The following is a 17,518-nucleotide window of genomic DNA, read 5'->3' on the forward strand; positions in this document are numbered from 1 at the left end:
ACGATGTCGAGAAGAGGGACACATAGAAATATCTTCTTGCAAGATCTTCCAAGATAAAGCCCTTCCCCGTTTGTACAAATTCCCCAGTTTCCATAATCGGAGACCTCCCCACTTTCCATCATTTGCCTAATCAAATATCTGACACTACAAACACTATTTTTGGGTGCCATAGAACTTGCTCCTTTTTATGTAATTTCTAATACATATCATATGCTAAAATAATAAAAATGAAAATCATCTCCTGGAATGTAAATGGGCTCCGTGCGGTACACAGAAAAGGGCTGTTTCTTTCGTTTATTAAAAAAGAGAAACCGGATATCCTGTGCTTACAGGAAACTAAAGCTGAAGAAGTTCAGTTACCAGAAGAAATCAGAAATATTCCTGGATATTTTTGTTACTTCTCACATTCAAAAGGACGTAAGGGATATAGTGGTGTTGGTATTTATACAAAAATTGCGCCAGAAAAAATTGAAGAAGGAATGGGAATTAAAAAATTTGATGACGAGGGGCGATTGTTAGTTTTACATTTTAAAAAATTTATTCTTCTTAATGTCTATTTTCCAAATGGAGGTGGAGCCCCAGAGAGACTTAAATACAAGTTAGATTTTTACGAAGAATTTTTAAAACACATTGAAAAATTAAAAAAGGGAGACAAAGAAATTATTTTTTGCGGAGATGTTAACGTGGCTCATGAGCCAATAGACATTGCTAGGCCTAAAGAAAACGAGGGACAAATTGGTTTTTTACCAGAAGAACGAGCTTGGATTGATGAATATATCGCACATGGTTATCTAGATGTTTTTCGACACTTCAATCCTGAGAAACAAAATGCTTATACTTGGTGGGATATGAAAACCCGCGCACGAGATAGAAATGTTGGATGGAGAATAGATTATTTTTTTGCATCACGCGGTTTGATAAAAAAAATAACAGCAATTAAAATACTCTCAAACGTTTTCGGCTCGGACCATTGTCCGATAGCACTAGAATTAAAAGATTAGAAACTCCTAAAGGACATTTCACTATTTTACCCAGTGTTTTTTTCTTATCTCAGATACTTCTTTTGATTCCTCCTCCTCTTTTTTAGCCTTCCCCTCCTCGCCAAGTTTTTTTAGCTCGTCGATAGATAGTTTTATTAATACAAGTGAACGTTTTTCTAGATACTCAGTGGTATTTCTGTCTGGCTCATCAAGTACTTCCTCAAGAAGTGCGTGTAAAACATAGCCAATCTTTGGTCCAGGAGTTTCATGTGTAACTTCCATAATACGTTTTCCGTCAATCTTTAGCATCGCTACCGATATCGGTGCACGCATCGCTTCTTCAATCATAGACTCATATTTTCTAAGCCGATACGGGGTCTCTTTTGGTCTGCCCATGCCGATACGGTCGCATGCTCTAACTTTCATTAAATCCCAAACATTTTCTGGTCCAACATTTTTTACAATCCTTCTTACAGCGGAAAGGGTTATTTTTTCTACATCTGAGAAAAATAAATGATATCTCACTAGTTTAGAAACAACCTCTACTATATCTTTTGGAAAACGCATCCTCTCCAGTATTTTTTTTGTTACACGTGAACCAACAACATCGTGCCCATAGAATGTATAATCTTTCTTTTCATCTGACCAACGCCTAGTTTCGGGCTTAGAAACATCATGAAATAAGGCTGCAAGTCTCACGTGTAACGGCCAATCTCTATCTGCCGAGTGCTGTAAAGCTCTTAGGTTGTGCTCCCAAACATCGTAAATATGGTCGCCATTCTGTTTAACCTTAATGCCAGCTTCTGTTTCAGGTGAAACATATTTGAGCACGCCAAGACGATTTGCTAAGACGATTCCTATCATTGGGTTCGGTGACATTACTAGTTTTATAAATTCATCACGAATCCTTTCCAGCGCTATGTTTTTTAGGTTATTCACATTGTTTTCCAACGCTTTTTCTGTCTCGCTGTTAATCATGAAACCTAATTCTGCGGCCAAACGAACTGCTCTCATTACACGAAGTGCATCTTCGGCAAATCTTTCTTCTGGATTGCCAACTGCTCGGATAATCTTGTCCTTTATATCCTTTTGTCCGTTATACGGATCAACAATTTGTCCTTTAGTAATATCATACGCAATCGCGTTGATTGTGAAGTCACGCCTCCTTAGGTCGTCTTCTAGATTTTTACTAAAAACAACAGAGTCTGGTCTGCGGTAATCACTATACTTCCCCTCTATTCTGTAGGGAGTTATTTCTACAATTTTTAACGTCTCGTCTGTTTCACTTTCATCTACAACACCAACTGTTCCGTACTCATTTTCGTAAAATGTTTTTGGAAAAATTTTTATAATATCCTCCGGTCTTGCATTTGTCGTGAAGTCCCAATCTTTTGGTTTTTTACCCGCTAAAACATCTCGAACACACCCCCCAACTAAATATGCTTCAAAACCGGCTTTTTCTAGAGATTCGCTTATGGCGCTTATGTTTTTGGGGATATTTTCAGGCTTCATTATCTAAAAATATTACTCCAGGTTTTGATATTTTCCTAATTTTCCTTATGATGTAAGGGTTCTCACAGTTTTAGCCCCCGTAGTGAAATGGATATCACGACAGTCTTCGAAACTGTTATTCCAGGTTCGAATCCTGGCGAGGGCACACGAAGTGTGCCTGAAGCAGTGAGACGCCTGCGCGTCTCACGTCAGGATTCGAAAGCCGGAATATGTTTTTGTAATCAAAAACATTGAGGCGGGGTTGCAGGTTCTTAGTACGTGAAGAATGTACACATTTGAACGTGCTTAGAAACCTGTGACCGAATCCCAGTAGAAAAATATCCGTGACCTAATCTTTTATTGACGTAACCTCTATATTATTTGAACTTATTTAAAACTCTGTTAAAATACACCGATAAATTGCGGGTATGGTTTAGTGGTAGAACACGTCCTTGCCAAGGATGAGACGGGGTTTCGATTACCCCTACCCGCACAAAGCGTTAAGAAAACATGCTAGGAATAGCATGTTTTCTTAACGCTTTGTGGGTCGGAGTATTATTGTTTACCAATACAATAACTGTAATAATTTTTCTGTATTAACGGCTTACGGACAGTTTTTTGCAAGAAAGATAGAGACTTGTAAACAGTGCTACTTTAAAAAATAAGGCTAAAATAGGTCAAATCTGGGGATAAGTCAGTGGACAATGTTAATAAGAGACATAAAAACTGTCCAAGAAAATGGCCTTTATTTGTCTAAAAATGGCTTTAAATAAGGATAATTTGTCTTTATTGGGACTTTCCTTTCTAAAAGTTTCACGTGAAACAAACATATCCAAAGTTGTGGTGTATAATTATTTTTTATGAGCTCAAGTGTTGAGAGAAATCAAGCGAAACAGATGGTTGGAAGGGTCGGTGAAGATTTGGCTTGTAGATTTCTGGAAAAGAAAGGTTTTAGTATTGTAGATAGAAATTACCGAAAGTTTACTGGGGAAATAGATATAATTGCGAAAAAGGACAAAACTTTGTACTTTATTGAAGTTAAGACTGTTTCCCGTGAAAACTTTGGCTTGGAAGACGTGTGGATTGGGCACCGCGCGGAGGACAATCTCCACCCTCAAAAATTAAAACGTCTTAGTAGAGCCATTAACTCATATCTTCAAGAGAAGAGGGTAGACGTAGATTGTAATTGGCAGTGCGACGCCGTTATTGTCAATTTGTTTACAAAGGAGAAAAAAGCAAAAATTAAGTATTTAGAAAATATTTTTGCGTAATTTTTTAATTTTTATGATAGGATTGGTGGGTTGTCGTGTTTTATAAGCGTTTGTTTTAATGGCAGGTGGAAGGGAATACGTCTGCGTGGGGTCAAAAAATGTTTCGGGGTGTAGTATAGAGGTAGTACGTCTGCTTTGGGGTTGTGAAGATTTTCCGTTTGGTTTTTGGTTATATCGCCGGGGTGTAGTATAGAGGTAGTACGTCTGCTTTGGGAGCAGATAGCCCGAGTTCGATTCTCGGCACCCCGACGATGTAACTAAACGGTTTGTGTTGAAAAATCTTCACAACCAGAAGTCTGGGAGACTTCTGTGGAAATTTCCATAAGAAATTTAGATAGCCCGAGTTCGATTCTCCCATCCCGCACAGATTTTAGCGAAGCGAAAAGCTGGGCGGGATGAGCAAGCAAACTGCTTTGCTTGCGTGGAGAATCGAAAGCCGGAGCATGTCGCCCTGCGACGGCGAGGCGGGGTCGAGAGTACTTATGAGCGAAGCGAATTAGTAACTCGTGACCGATTCTCGGCACCCCGACAATGTAGCTAAGTGGGTTTTTATCCCTCGATTTCTTTTGTTAATAAATCTATAAGCGGTTTAGATAGGACTTCTTTGAAGTTTTTTTGAGCGATATCTAAATCTTGAGAGATAAATTCATTTAATGTTTGTCCGGTTTCAGTTTTTATTTCTCGGTCAATATGTCCAGGTGTTATCGCGAAAAGAACCCGTTCTCCAGTTGAGGTGTTATTTGTGCTTGTAGTTATTATTCCCTCAAGCTTGCCGGTTGATTGGTTGATAACAGCTCCACCCGAAGATCCTCTCTGCGAAAGAATATTCCCTTCAACGGAAATAACATCTAGAAGGGCTTTATCATAGAAATTATAAAGCTCCTTAATAACTCCTGTGCTTGAGGTTAAGGAAAGGCTTGTTTGTATTGTGGCGCCACCCAAGAAACCAGCTGGATAGGCGATAATAAGCATTGGAAGAGAGCGAAGAACCAGTTCTGGATTAATATTAGCTTCAATATAAGGGAACGATTGAGGTAATGGTTGTCCGTCTGGTTTACCAACCGCTCGTAGTAAGGCAAAATCGTTTTCACCGGTGCCTGTTGGATCTTCTTGTTTGATTGTTTGTTTATTTTCTTCTATCCATTTTTTTGAAATATAAAGTGGTTCAATTAAAAAAGTAGGGGAAGCGGGGGAGCCTTGTCTGGCAACACATGTTATGTAGTTTTTTACACCATAGTCTCGAAGGAGGAAATATTGTCCAATATGAGCATTTGTGAGGATAACCCCCTTGTTGTTTATAAAGACACCACTTCCAGAAAGAGGCTTGAAATCACCGCCATTTTGAGTGGTACAGAGTATGTTTACAATCGCCGGGCGAGCTTTTTCGTTAAGCTGTTCAAGCGGGAGGAGTTGTATGGTGATAGTTTTTGGCGTTGTTGAGGCTGGGATATTTGTTTGGACGAGCTTTTGTTTAGTTGTTGTTGATGTTTTTTGAGTGACTAAGTTTTTAGATAATAGTTCTGAGGTGGTAGTTCCAGTCTTGGTTACTGGGGTTGTTGAAGATATTACGCTTTCAGTTTTTAGAACGTTAATCGGTTCTGTTTCTGTGGGTGTGGATGTTTTAGCAGGGAGTATAAAAAGAAGAGCAATAGTTGCGCCCAAAAGAATCTTTTTTATAGAAATTCCAAAAATTTTAAACATGAGGACTATTATATCTGGAAAGTTTACTTCACAGTACTTTATCTGATAATATGGCGAATACAGTATTTGCGGGATTAGTTAAATGGTATAACTCCAGTTTTCCAAACTGGTGTCGGGAGTTCGATTCTCCCATCCCGCACTGAATTTTAACAAAACTAGCTAAGGCTAGTTTTGTTGCGGGATGGGAGAATCGAAAGCCGGAGCGCGACGGCGTGAGGCGGGGTAGCGGAATTTTCCAGCAGGAAAATATCCGTGACCGATTCCCATCCCGCACCAGATATACAAAATAAAAAACCGCATTTATGCGGCTTTTTATTTTTTAGAGAGTAGTGAATTACTTCACTGCGTCTTTCAAACCCTTGCCTGCGCGAAACTTAGGAACGTTCATTGCTGGGACGTTAACTGGTTCGCCTGTGCGAGGATTGCGGGCGGTTCTTGCTGCGCGTTTCTTTACAACGAATGTTCCAAAACCTGCAACAGAGACCTCATCACCTTTCTTTAGTGATTTTACGATCGAGTCGAACACTGTTTCAACTGCTTGTTCTGCGGATACTTTTGTTCCGCCTAACACTGCATGTACTGAGTCGACAATTCCTGCTTTATTCATTTTTTTAAGTAGCTACTTAAACGATTAATAATGCTCGACCGAGTTTTATTATGGTCATACACGCGTATGAACCGCCTTAAGACCACGCAAACATTATATATCAGGCCATTTTTTAGGCAATAAGGGGAAAATAAGACCAGTGAATATTCGGGTAGAAAGGTTTGTATTTATAGATAAAATTTATTTGTATAAAGAAAATCAAAACAACAAAAAATCAAGGGGTTTCCTTGATTTTTTGTTGAAAAATATGGCTTTTTTAGGTTTATTATCTGGCGTACTCGATAACCCTTGATTCACGGATAACGTTTATCTTTATTTCTCCAGGATACTTAAGCTCTTTCTCCACACGGAGCGCTATTTCTTGTGCCATCTTTTTTGCTTCTAGGTCGCTAACTTTTTCTGGGTAAACAAAAACTCGCACTTCTCTTCCTGCTTGAAGGGCGTAAGTTTTTTCAACACCAGTAAATGAATTAGCGATAGCTTCTAGATCACCCAATCTTTTTAGGTAATTTTCTGCAGTGTCGCGACGAGCCCCAGGACGACCACCAGAAATTGCGTCGGCTGTCTGAACAATTATTGATTCAATTGTTTCGTAAGGGTATTCATCGTGGTGTGATTGCATTGCTTGAATGATTCGAACATCAGCGCCATATTTTTGGAGGATACGACGGCCAATATCGACGTGAGTTCCTTGAACTTCATGGTCAACAGCCTTACCAATATCGTGGAGAAGGGCTCCTGCCTTTGCAATTGTGACATCACCACCAAGTTCTTCGGCAAGCATTCCTGAAATGTGTGCCATTTCAAGTGAATGCTGAAGAACATTTTGTCCATAGCTTGTGCGGAAGTATAGTCGGCCCAAGATTGCAATTATACGAGGATCAACATTAAAGAGACCACATTCATAAACAGCTTGTTCTCCCTTTTCTTTGATTATTTTATGAATTTCATTTTTTGCTTTTTCAACCATTTCTTCAATTTTTACAGGCTGAATGCGCCCATCAAGAATTAAATTTTCAAGTGCGACGCGAGCAATCTGCCTACGAACAGGATCAAAAGAAGAAATGATTATGTATCCAGGGGTGTCATCAACAATAAGTTCAACTCCCGCGGCGCGTTCAAAAGCGCGAATGTTCCTACCTTCTTTTCCAATAATTTTACCCTTCACCTCGTCGGAAGGAATAGTGACGTTTGTTGTCATTATTTCGGCGGCTGTTGAAGCTGCGAGGCGCTGGATTGAGGTTGCTAGAATGTCTTTAGCTTTACGGTCAAGACGTTCAGCATTGGCTGTTTCTAGTTTTTGCATGCGAACAAGCATGTCCTCCTCGTACCTTTTTTCTAAGGTACTAAATAGTTCTGCCTTCGCTTCTTCTTCTGTTAATTTAGTGACGCGCTCAAGTTCGCGCTGGTGTCTTAAGAGAGTAGCTTCTGCTTCTTCCTTTAATTTTTTTACCTCTTCTCCTTTGTTTTTTAAACTATCAACCTCCTTGTCGATATCAATTTGACGCTGATCAAGAAGACCTTCTTTTTTTATTAAACGCTCTTCTGTTTTTTTAAACTCTGCCTCGTGCTTTTTTTCTTCTTCGCGAAGCTCTTCTGTCCTTGCCTCTGCCTTTTTTGTTGCCTCAGTGACTATCTTGCTGGCCTCTTCTTTGGCTTGAAGAGTCATGTGCTTGATTTGAAGCTCCATTGACCCTTTTTTCCCCAAAAGAACGAGCCAGCGCAAAATATAGCCAATTGCGATACCAAGAATACCGGCTATGGCGATTAGCGCCAAAACTATTTTAAGACTCATAAGCGATCAGGAATCGCTCGCAAAAACGTTGCAATTATTAGGTTTTTTGACTATTACCCATCAAGTTTTCCGGATTGTAATTCATTCTGATTCTAAAAACGAACGTTTGTTTCAAGTGATTCATTTATTTATTAAGGGAACAATTTCATTCTACACCGTAAATATTAAAAGTAAAAACAACGTAAAGGCTCGAAGCATATAGTAAAAAACGGCCATTTGGCCGTTTTTTATTTTGGTTACTTTCCGTTACTGACTCTGGTTTTTATAATGTCATCAATGAGTCCGTACTTTTTTGCTTCCTCAGCTGACATGTAGTAGTCGCGATCAACGTCTTTTTCGATTTGCGAAAGAGGTTGCCCTGTGTTTTTAGCTAATATCTTATTTATAGAGTCTTTTGTTTTTAGAATATGCTTTGCTGAGATTGCAATATCAGAAGCTTGTCCTTCCGTTCCTCCCATTGGCTGGTGAATCATCACTTCAGCGTTTGGAAGCGCAAAACGTTTTCCTTTAGCACCAGCGGAGAGTAATATTGCCCCCATTGAGGCTGAAATGCCGACACAAATTGTAGAGACGTCTGGCTTGATAAAATTCATTGTGTCTAAAATAGCGAGACCGGCAGTAACGTGCCCACCTGGCGAGTTTATATATAATGAGATATCTTTTTTAGGGTCTTCATTTTCAAGAAAAATTAGTTGAGCGATTATGATATTTGCAGTGTGGTCGTCAATTGGTCCACCTAAGAAAATAATGCGGTCACGCAAAAGACGCGAATAGATATCGTATGCGCGTTCTCCAAACTGTGATTTTTCTATGACTGTTGGTATTAACATATTTGTAGGCCTTAGCTTTTAGTACACACAAAATACAAATGGAGTATAGCAAAAAGCATATTTTTGGGGAAGTTGTATTTTTTACACGTTTTGTATTTACGAATTTTTCCTATAAGCTAAAACCTAACAACTAAAAGCTATTATCGTGAAATTACACAGATTTTTTATCGAGGAGGAAATAGGGAATAGAAAAGAACTTGAAATTAAAACCGAGCATCTTCTTCATCAGTGGAGAAACGTTTTGCGTTTTGCTGTGGGAGACAAAGTTATTTTATTCGACGGAAAGGGAAGTGACTTTTTGTGTGAAATTAGTGCACTTACAAAAAACATATCCAATTTAGATGTTTTAGAAGAAACAAAAGGAATTATTCCAAGTAAAAAAATTACACTGTTTATTTCTTTGATTAAAAGAGAAAACTTTGAATTGGTTCTCGAAAAAGCAACCGAGCTTGGTGTTTCTCGTATCGTTCCCGTTATTGCGGACAGAAGCGAAAAGAAATCTCTTAATTACGAAAGAGCCTTGAAGATTGTTGTTGAGGCAAGTGAACAGTCTGGAAGAACCAACATACCTGTTCTTGGCGAAACGATGACAACAGAAGAGGCGGTAGATAGATATAAAAAAGAATTATCTTTTTTCGCATTTGATCCGACGGGTTCTTTTGACTATAAGCTAACAACTAAAAGCTACAACCTTGGGTTACTTATTGGGCCAGAGGGCGGTTTCACTCCTGCAGAACTTGAATTTTTTACAGAAAAAGAAGTACCGATAATTAAACTAGGTGAGCAAATTCTTCGAGCAGAAACAGCAAACATTGTCGCTCTTTCTTGTGTAATGTTTTAACCCTCTCTACTTCTGTTTTTCCAAAAACTCAATTACTTTTTGGTTGGACATAATACCCTCAAGGTATGTTTCTGCGCGTTCACGGTCGGCACCAATGTTGTGTTCAAGAAGGTGTTCTAATTCTTTTGATAACTCTTCTTTTGGAACTTCGATTTTTTCTGCCTTAGCAATTTCTGAGAGGACAAGTTCTAGTCTTACTCTTTTTTCCGCATCTTTTACCCACTCTTTCTTGATTTCATCTTCTGTTTTTTTGACGTTTTTCAAATACTCATCAAATTTTAAGCCAAATTTTTCAATATCGTATTGTAGACGGGCAAACATTTTTCTCTGTTCCTCTTCGATAAGTATTTCTGGTACTTCAACTTCAGTTTTTTCGGCAATAGAATCAAGCATTGCAACACGAAGCTTTTCCTTTTGCATCTGCTCCTTTTCTAGTTTGATATTTTCTTTTAGTTTTTCACGAAAATCGGCAACATTTTCAAATTTGCCTAAAGTTTTTACAAAATCATCTGTTATTTCTGGAAGTACCGGTTCTACCTCGGCGTCTCCTTCGTTAACCTCAATTTTTGGCGTACGCGATTTTTGTATTTCTTTTATAGTGTTTTCAACTTCTTCCTCGGTTACGGAAATAAGTTCATCCTTAGCTAATTCTTTTTTGGCGATTGATTTATAGTCAGGAAGCTTAACTTCTGGGAAAACGGCCGTTTTTAACTTAAAGGAAAGGGGATTACCTTTGGCGATTTTGGTAATGGAAACCTCTGGTCGGCCAATTGGATCAATTTTATGTTCAGTTATGATTTTTGGATAAGCATCTTTTATTGCAAATTCAGCCATTTCCTCAAGAACACTCATTTCGCCCATTTTTTGAATAATGTTTGTTTCTCCTGCTTTACCTTTTCGAAAGCCTGGAATGTCTACTTGGTCTGCTAAGGATTGAACCGCCTTCTTTCTAAAAGACTCGAAAACATCGGAAGGTATTTCGACCTCGATTTCAATTTCTGATTTTTTTAGTTTATTTATTGTTGATTTCATAGCGAGCATCCTACCCGAAAATGGTACCTAAAGTCAAAACAAAAATCCGACGATAGTATCGTCGGATTTTTTAAAACAACTTGTAAAAATATTATTATTGTAGCAACTCAGCTTCTATCCCTTTAACCTCAGCGCTTGTACTAGCGAGAGAATCAAGAGACTGCAAATCTGCTTCAGCTTGAGTAACATCTTCTGTCGGAAGCGTGGCAGTATTTTCTGTTGGTATAGAAGGAGTAGGTGTAATACCACTAGATTGCCAAACATAATATCCTCCAACGGCGAGAACTAATACGATAATGATAATTGCGATTATTCCGCCAACTCCAGCCTTCTCTTCTGGAGCTGGAGTGATTGGGGCTGGATTCATTTCTTGGCTAATCTGGTTTATTTCATTTACTGGGTCCATGTTTTTGTTTTTTTATTAATAAAGGCTACTTAAGTTTTATTGTGTTTGGGTTGTTGTTGCGGTTGCAGAGGTTGTTGTCGCGACTGGCGCACTCTGTTTTTGAGGAGATAGTTTTCTAACTGCTGGTATTACGTTGATACTTAAGTCTTTTCTGGTCTCCTCAATTGCGTTACCTGCTTCATCAGCAGATTTCTTCAATTGTTCTGTAGCGGACTTGATACTTTCCTTTGTCACTGTTCCAGAAAGTGAAGAAGCCAACGTTTTTGTTGATGTTACTTTTTGAGTAGCAATATCGATTTTACTTTGGGCGACAGAGAAGAGTGCTCTTGCGTCTGTTGTGTTTATTCCGTTCTTTTCAAAATTAACCAAGACGCGTTCGAGAGTACTCTCAGCTCTTGTGATAGCTTCGATTCGAGCGTTTAGGCTATTTATTCTTGTTTCAAAATAACCACGACTAAGCTCAACTCTTTTCTCGGCCAAATTATTGTTAGCTTCTTTTCTTGCAACAGTTGATGTGGCTTTTTTAAGACCCTCTCTAATGTTTTTTATTCCATCATGGACGCCTTTGGCTTGTTCCCGTGCTTTTTCAAAGGCTTCTTTTGCATTTTCATACGCATCTTTTTTTGCTTCACGTGCATTTTCATACGCATCTTTTCTTGCCTCTCTAATTCTCTCCAGCTCTTCTTTTGTGGCTTGAGATGGACTTGAGGTTCCTAAAATTGTGCGAATATTTTGACGAGAATCTTTGGCCTGTTCGCGTGCATTTTCTTGCGCATCCTTAAATGTTTCTCGTGCATTTTCCTGCTGTTTTTTTAATGCCTCACGTTTTGCTTCTTGTGCTCTTTTTAATTCTTCAAAAGCGGCCTGCTTAGCTTTAATTGAGTCTGGCGTTTCAGATGGTTGTGTCGTTGAAACAGCTGAAACAGATGTGACTGCTGGTACAGCAGTTGTTTCCTCAGCAAAAGCTACTGAAACAAAAACTAAACTGAACGCTAATACGGAAATAATTTTTTTATTCATAAAATGTAAATATTATTAATAATTAACAATGAAATCGATTGTCGTTAAGTATAGCAAAAAAGAGCTATCTTAGTGATAGCTCTTTTTTGTGGAAAAGTATTAATCTCTAGAATTACTCTATTTTGCCGTATTTTTCTTGATACAATTCAACCGAACGATCAAAAGCTTCCATTGCTTTGTTTTTGTCTTGCCAGTCACCAACAGTTACTTTTTTATTCTGCAATTCTTTATAAACAGTAAAAAAGTGTTTTATTTCTTCGAGTAGGTGCGGTTCGATGCTGTCGATATTGAGTGTATTTGCAAATCTTGGGTCATCTGCTGGAACAGCGAGTATTTTTGCGTCATCATCACCACCGTCGTTCATAGGCAAAACGCCTAACGGGCGAGCCTTTACAAGACACCCTGGAATAAAAGCTTCATGAGCGATAACCAAAACGTCGAGTGGGTCTCCATCATCCCAAAGAGTATTTGGAACAAATCCATAATTTGCCGGATAGTGCATTGGGGAATACAGAACGCGATCAAATTTAATCAGTCCTGTTTCTTTGTCGAGCTCATATTTAACGCGAGAAAGTTTTGGGATTTCAACAACCACGTTCATATGTTCTTTTGTCCCAGGTTTTACGTCATGCCAAATGTTCATGTTTTTAAAGGTTATTTTTAAGGTTTTATTTTGTTGAGCGAGAATCCTTTATTCTAACACCTCTTTTAGTGGTTCTTCTTCTCCTGGAATGTTTTCTGGTGCGCCAAATTCAGCTTTTGCATCGTCGGACATTTCGATAACATCACCGTCTGTTTTTAAGATTTCTTCTCCCTTAGTACTAACAATATCTATTCTCCAGCCGGTTAGTTTGTTTGCGAGGCGGACATTTTGACCACCCTTACCGATAGCAAGCGACAATTGATCCTCCGAAACTTCAACGCGTGCTTGGCGCTCTGTTTCGTCGATTAGAACACTAGTAACTCGTGCTGGGGACAAAGCATCAGCAACAAAGCGCTTTGGGTCTTCTGACCATTCAATAATGTCTATTTTTTCTCCAGAAAGTTCTTGAATAACAGTTGATACACGAACTCCACGTTGTCCAACACAGGCTCCAATAGGATCTACGTGCTGGTCTGTCGAAGAAACTGCAATTTTTGAGCGTGAGCCAGCTTCGCGAGCAACAGCTTTGATCAAAACAACGTCGTTGGCAATTTCTGGAGACTCTAATTTAAAGAGTTCTTCAATAAAACGAGGGTGGGTACGTGATAGTTTTATGTTAATTCCACGAGGTGTTTCCTCAACTGCATATAAGTAAGCTCGAATACGTTCGCCACGGCGATAAAATTCACCAGGGATTTGTTCTTCCATTGGTAAAATAGCCGTTGTTCTTCCGAGGTCTAAGAAAGCGTTTCCGCGCTCTATTCTCTGAACGATTCCAGAGATAATTGTTCCTTGCTTGTCTGAGTACTCCTCCAAAACAGAGAATTTTTCAGCTTCTCTAATGCGCTGAATGATAACTTGCTTGGCGCTTTGTGCGGCGATTCGGCCGTAATCATCTTTTGTTTCAAGAGGAAACACTATCTCTTCGCCCAAAACAGCATCCTTTTTTATTTTCTTAGCATCTTCAAGGAAAATATGGTGCTCAGGATTATAGCGCTCGCGGATGTCTTCAGAATCCTTTATTTTCTCTTCCTCTGAAGCATCTTCTGGAATAGGGTCTTTAACAGTTGTTTCGTCGGCAATTATTTTTACCTGGAGAAAATCTGTTGAACCAGTGTCCAAGTCAAAATGAGCCCGAACAATCTGGCCTTTTTTCCCGTAATCACGACGATAAGCCGCAGCAAGGGCTTGTTCAATAGCGTCTATTATTTTCTCTCTTGGAATTTTACGCTCTTCCTCAAGTTGCTCGAGAGCTGATTTTAAAACCTTTAAATCCATCATATAGTAGATAATTCTTTAAATTTTTTGATAAAAAAATGCCCGTTTTTGACGGACTTGTTACTTGTTGAATGATACCAGTTTTTCCAAAAAAAGCAAATTTGGTGTATCTTATGCTCTGGTGATTCAAGCCCCTCTACAAAGGAGTGATATTGATGATTAAGTTCTTTGTTTCTGTCGTTATGATGGTGGTCGGAGTTTCTGCGTTTGCATTACCACCTTGGACCGGCGTTGAGGGTCCCGATGGAATTGTTGGCAAAATTCCTTTTACTGTTAAGTCAAACACGTTGCTAATTTCTTTCGACGCTTGGAGTTGCGTGATTAAGAAAACTGAAGAGGGAAGAATAGCAATGCGTTGCGTACATCCAATAGAAGGAGTTCAGGATTTTTCTGGAAGGGAGTATTTAATAAAGCGGTGTCCAGATAGTCCAGCTTACGTAAAATGGAAAAGCGGTAATAGTATCGACCCAGAATACTTCCTTCATTTATATAAAGAAGGATGTGGTTAGAATACCCCAGAAGTTAGTGGTTCTTTTTTGAATCAACACTGAGGGGTATTTTTTTTGTATAAATTTTTCAAAGAGGAAATGCACACACGTTTTCGTTAAATCTTGCTATAATTTAAAGAACATTCTTCAATGAACCTTGACGAAGCACAATTAAAAAAATTTATTCTTGATTCTGGTCTTGTTTCGCGTGCGGACATGGAGGCCATTGAGAAAAAATTTAAGAAAAAAGGACAGTCACTTAGTGACGCACTTCTTTCTGAGGGAAAAATATCAGAAAATGATTTAAAAAGAACAGAAGCATACATCCTCGGAATACCATATATAAGTTTGAAGGGAGAAAAAATAGAGTTCTCAGTTCTTTCTTTAATCCCTGAACCAGTAGCAAGGCATCATAATATTGTTTCTTATAAAAAAACTGCGACAGAACTCGAGGTCGCTATGCTTGATGCTGATGACCTTGAGGCAATAGAGTTTATTAAAAAGAAAACAGGATTAAAAATTTTGCCACGCCTAACAGATACAGAGTCTATTAAAGGAGTACTTCTTCAGTATCAAAAAAGTCTTAAGGCGGAGTTTGATGACATTATTCAAAAAGAGGCGAGTACTCTAAAGCTTATTGCAGAGGATGGTGGTGAAGATATTTCGGAAAAAGAATTAAAAAAGCTTGCTGAAGATTTGCCTGTTGTGCGTATTGTCGACACGCTTTTAAATCACGCCATTATTCAAGATGCTTCCGATATCCATATCGAGCCTCAAGATGGTCAGCTTTTGGTGCGTTATCGTGTGGACGGAATTTTACGCGACGCAATGGTTTTACCAAAAACAGCAGGACCTGGAATTGTTGCGCGTATAAAAGTTCTTTCAAATCTAAAGCTGGACGAAAAACGTCTTCCCCAAGACGGACGATTTAAAATAAATTTAAGCGACCAGAATGTTTCTTTTCGTGTTTCAACACTGCCAACTTATTTTGGTGAAAAGACAGTCATGCGCCTTTTGAAAGAGTCTGTTTCCGGTTTTACACTTGAAGGACTTGGTTTTCATGGCGACGGACTTGAGCAGATTCATTCTGCTACACGACAAACAGTTGGAATGATTTTGGCGACAGGACCTACTGGTTCTGGAAAAACAACAACTCTGTATACAATTTTGGATATTGTTAATACCCCAGATGTAAATATCTCAACAGTCGAAGATCCAATTGAATATCAAATGAAGCGTATTAATCAGACGCAAGTTAAGCCAGAAATTGGTCTCACTTTTGCAAATGGTTTACGTTCCCTCGTTCGACAAGACCCAGACATCATTATGGTGGGGGAAATTCGAGACAACGAAACAGCCTCACTCGCCATTAATGCAGCTTTAACCGGACACCTTGTCCTCTCGACACTCCACACCAACTCCGCAGCTGGAGCCATGCCACGTTTACTTGAGATGGGAGTAGAGCCGTTTCTTCTGACATCGACCCTCGATGTTGTTTTAGCTCAGCGATTGGTCCGCAGACTTTGTTCCCAAAAAGAAAAATACAATCTTTCTGATTTGGAGTTACGTAATTTAGGGAAGTTGGTTGACCTTGAGCGAATGCTTAAGTTTTTACGTGAGGAAAAAATTATTGGACCGAAAGATGGTTGGGATAAGGTATCTTTTTATAAACCAATGAAGTCGGCAGAATGTGAAGAAGGGTACAAGGGGCGAATCGGAATACACGAAGTGCTTAAGGTGACCCCGACGATTAAAGAACTTATCTTAAAAGGCGCGACTTCGGACGAAATTGAATCGCAGGCAAAAAAGGAGGGAATGATGACAATGCTTGAGGACGGAATATTTTTTGCGGCACAGGGTGTTACAACGATTGAAGAGGTTTTGCGTGTCGTCTCGGAATAATTTAAATAATGAGATTTTTTTATAAAGCAAAAACTGAGAAAGGCGTAATTGAAAACGGCTATTTAGAAGCTCCTGATCAGATTTCATTGGAGGGTATTTTACGCGAACGGAAACAAACTTTGGTTTTTGTTAGGGAAGAAAAAAAGTTGGCGTTTTTTGATATTACGACCCTTAATAACATGTTTGTTTTTGTGAAGCTTCATGACAAGATTATTTTTACAAGAAATCTTTCCGTGATGCTTTCGGCTGGGCTACCACTCGCAAGATCACTGAGTATTTTGGGGAAGCAAACAAAAAATTATAAGTTTAAGATTGCCTTAGATAGCTTACTTGAGGATATTAATTCTGGAATGGGATTGAGTGATGGAATGAAAAAGTTCCCAGCAATTTTCTCTAACCTTTTTGTATCTATGGTTAAAGCAGGAGAAGAGTCTGGTAGTTTGCCACAAGCTTTGCGTTCTGTTGGTGAGCAGTTGGATCGAACTTATACAATAAATAGAAAAGTAAGAGGAGCTCTTACTTATCCAGCGATAATCCTAATTGCGATTTTTGGAATTGCTATCTTGATGCTTATCTATGTTGTTCCTACTATTACGAAAACATTTGCCGATTTACATGTCGAGCTTCCTGGAAGCACTCAGTTTATAATTAATATTAGTTCTTTTCTGGTTAATCACACTACTACGTTTATTCTAGGGTTAGCTGGTTTCATTATGGCAGCTTACTTTGCGATAAAATCACGACGTGGAGGAATAGTTGTGAGTTTTATCGCGATGAAATTTCCTGTTATTGGAACAATTGTTCAAGAATTTAATTCGGCCAGAGCAGCGAGAACACTATCGTCACTCTTTTCTTCCGGGGTCCCTGTTCAACAAGCAATTTCAATTGCTGCAGATGTTATGCAAAATGTTTACTTTAAGGCGGTGCTTGTTGAAGCCGGGGAAAAAGTAGAAAAAGGAGCAACTCTATCCTCTGTTTTTAAAAGTCACTCCAATCTTTATCCAGTTATTGTGGGAGAAATGATTGAGGTTGGAGAGGAGACAGGAAAGCTTGCGGAGATGCTTATGAACGTAGCTGTTTTTTATGAAGAAGAGGTTGAGGCTGCTACAAAAGATTTGTCTACAATAATAGAGCCACTTCTAATGATTGTGATTGGAGCAGCTGTTGGTTTCTTTGCAGTTTCTATGATTACACCGATGTATTCCGTTATGTCAGGAATTTAAGGGGAAGATT

16 protein-coding genes and 4 tRNA genes are annotated in these 17,518 nt (G+C 38.9%); 10 read left to right on the forward strand and 10 right to left on the reverse strand.

Going from position 1 to position 17,518, the window contains the following annotated elements; all coding sequences use genetic code 11:
• Positions 1 to 227 precede the first annotated feature (227 nt).
• Positions 228 to 1,001: an exodeoxyribonuclease III gene (locus WC724_02665; GenBank protein ID MFA6077901.1), complete on the forward strand. Its 774-nt coding sequence runs from the start codon at positions 228 to 230 to the stop codon at positions 999 to 1,001.
• A 21-nt stretch (positions 1,002 to 1,022) separates the two neighbouring features.
• Here WC724_02665 and WC724_02670 read toward each other — a convergent pair whose 3' ends face one another.
• Complete coding sequence (locus tag WC724_02670; protein MFA6077902.1) at positions 1,023 to 2,492, reverse strand: CCA tRNA nucleotidyltransferase; 1,470 nt, start codon at positions 2,490 to 2,492, stop codon at positions 1,023 to 1,025.
• A 73-nt stretch (positions 2,493 to 2,565) separates the two neighbouring features.
• Here WC724_02670 and WC724_02675 point away from each other — a divergent pair.
• From WC724_02675 to WC724_02690, 4 genes are all read left to right on the forward strand, one after another.
• Positions 2,566 to 2,637 (forward strand) — tRNA-Arg (locus WC724_02675).
• A 256-nt stretch (positions 2,638 to 2,893) separates the two neighbouring features.
• Positions 2,894 to 2,964 (forward strand) — tRNA-Gly (locus tag WC724_02680).
• A gap of 367 nt (positions 2,965 to 3,331) precedes the next feature.
• Entirely contained in the window at positions 3,332 to 3,742 is a 411-nt protein-coding gene (locus tag WC724_02685) for a YraN family protein (GenBank protein MFA6077903.1), read from the forward strand.
• Positions 3,743 to 3,920: 178 nt separating this feature from the next.
• Positions 3,921 to 3,991: transfer RNA gene (locus tag WC724_02690), tRNA-Pro, on the forward strand.
• A 300-nt stretch (positions 3,992 to 4,291) separates the two neighbouring features.
• On the opposite strand, the gene WC724_02695 is transcribed toward WC724_02690, so the two are convergent.
• Positions 4,292 to 5,443 (reverse strand): trypsin-like peptidase domain-containing protein, encoded by a 1,152-nt coding sequence (locus WC724_02695; protein ID MFA6077904.1) that lies wholly within the window; start codon positions 5,441 to 5,443, stop codon positions 4,292 to 4,294.
• A gap of 68 nt (positions 5,444 to 5,511) precedes the next feature.
• Here WC724_02695 and WC724_02700 point away from each other — a divergent pair.
• Positions 5,512 to 5,582 (forward strand) — tRNA-Gly (locus tag WC724_02700).
• Between the two features lie 195 nt (positions 5,583 to 5,777).
• Here WC724_02700 and WC724_02705 read toward each other — a convergent pair.
• From WC724_02705 to clpP, 3 genes are all read right to left on the reverse strand, one after another.
• Complete coding sequence (locus WC724_02705) at positions 5,778 to 6,050, reverse strand: HU family DNA-binding protein (protein ID MFA6077905.1); 273 nt, start codon at positions 6,048 to 6,050, stop codon at positions 5,778 to 5,780.
• Positions 6,051 to 6,315: 265 nt separating this feature from the next.
• Complete coding sequence (rny, locus tag WC724_02710) at positions 6,316 to 7,845, reverse strand: ribonuclease Y (protein ID MFA6077906.1); 1,530 nt, start codon at positions 7,843 to 7,845, stop codon at positions 6,316 to 6,318.
• 236 nt (positions 7,846 to 8,081) lie between these two features.
• Positions 8,082 to 8,675, reverse strand: coding sequence for an ATP-dependent Clp endopeptidase proteolytic subunit ClpP (clpP, locus tag WC724_02715; GenBank protein MFA6077907.1), 594 nt, complete (start codon positions 8,673 to 8,675; stop codon positions 8,082 to 8,084).
• 145 nt (positions 8,676 to 8,820) lie between these two features.
• Between clpP and WC724_02720 the strand changes: the two genes are divergently transcribed.
• Positions 8,821 to 9,516 carry an RsmE family RNA methyltransferase gene (locus tag WC724_02720; protein ID MFA6077908.1) on the forward strand — a complete coding sequence of 232 codons (696 nt, stop codon included), beginning with the start codon at positions 8,821 to 8,823 and terminating at the stop codon, positions 9,514 to 9,516.
• Positions 9,517 to 9,522: 6 nt separating this feature from the next.
• Here WC724_02720 and WC724_02725 read toward each other — a convergent pair whose 3' ends face one another.
• From WC724_02725 to nusA, 5 genes are all read right to left on the reverse strand, one after another.
• On the reverse strand, positions 9,523 to 10,548 hold the full coding sequence (locus WC724_02725) for a trigger factor (protein ID MFA6077909.1): 1,026 nt from the start codon (positions 10,546 to 10,548) through the stop codon (positions 9,523 to 9,525).
• A gap of 94 nt (positions 10,549 to 10,642) precedes the next feature.
• A complete protein-coding gene (locus WC724_02730; protein MFA6077910.1) occupies positions 10,643 to 10,954 on the reverse strand; it encodes a hypothetical protein in 312 nt (103 codons plus the stop codon).
• A gap of 36 nt (positions 10,955 to 10,990) precedes the next feature.
• A complete protein-coding gene (locus WC724_02735) occupies positions 10,991 to 11,974 on the reverse strand; it encodes a hypothetical protein (GenBank protein ID MFA6077911.1) in 984 nt (327 codons plus the stop codon).
• A 112-nt stretch (positions 11,975 to 12,086) separates the two neighbouring features.
• Positions 12,087 to 12,617 carry an inorganic diphosphatase gene (locus WC724_02740; protein ID MFA6077912.1) on the reverse strand — a complete coding sequence of 177 codons (531 nt, stop codon included), beginning with the start codon at positions 12,615 to 12,617 and terminating at the stop codon, positions 12,087 to 12,089.
• A 48-nt stretch (positions 12,618 to 12,665) separates the two neighbouring features.
• Complete coding sequence (nusA, locus tag WC724_02745) at positions 12,666 to 13,898, reverse strand: transcription termination factor NusA (protein ID MFA6077913.1); 1,233 nt, start codon at positions 13,896 to 13,898, stop codon at positions 12,666 to 12,668.
• Between the two features lie 152 nt (positions 13,899 to 14,050).
• On the opposite strand from nusA, the gene WC724_02750 reads away from it, so the two are divergent.
• The 3 genes from WC724_02750 (at position 14,051) to WC724_02760 (ending at position 17,508) form a co-directional block, all read left to right on the forward strand.
• Complete coding sequence (locus WC724_02750; protein ID MFA6077914.1) at positions 14,051 to 14,404, forward strand: hypothetical protein; 354 nt, start codon at positions 14,051 to 14,053, stop codon at positions 14,402 to 14,404.
• Positions 14,405 to 14,533: 129 nt separating this feature from the next.
• Positions 14,534 to 16,285, forward strand: a complete 1,752-nt coding sequence (locus WC724_02755) for an ATPase, T2SS/T4P/T4SS family (GenBank protein ID MFA6077915.1) — start codon at positions 14,534 to 14,536, stop codon at positions 16,283 to 16,285.
• 8 nt (positions 16,286 to 16,293) lie between these two features.
• Entirely contained in the window at positions 16,294 to 17,508 is a 1,215-nt protein-coding gene (locus WC724_02760) for a type II secretion system F family protein (protein ID MFA6077916.1), read from the forward strand.
• Positions 17,509 to 17,518 lie beyond the last annotated feature (10 nt).

The organism is Candidatus Paceibacterota bacterium, assembly GCA_041661305.1.
In the GTDB taxonomy this organism is placed as follows: domain Bacteria; phylum Patescibacteriota; class Minisyncoccia; order Phycocordibacterales; family VMEP01; genus VMEP01.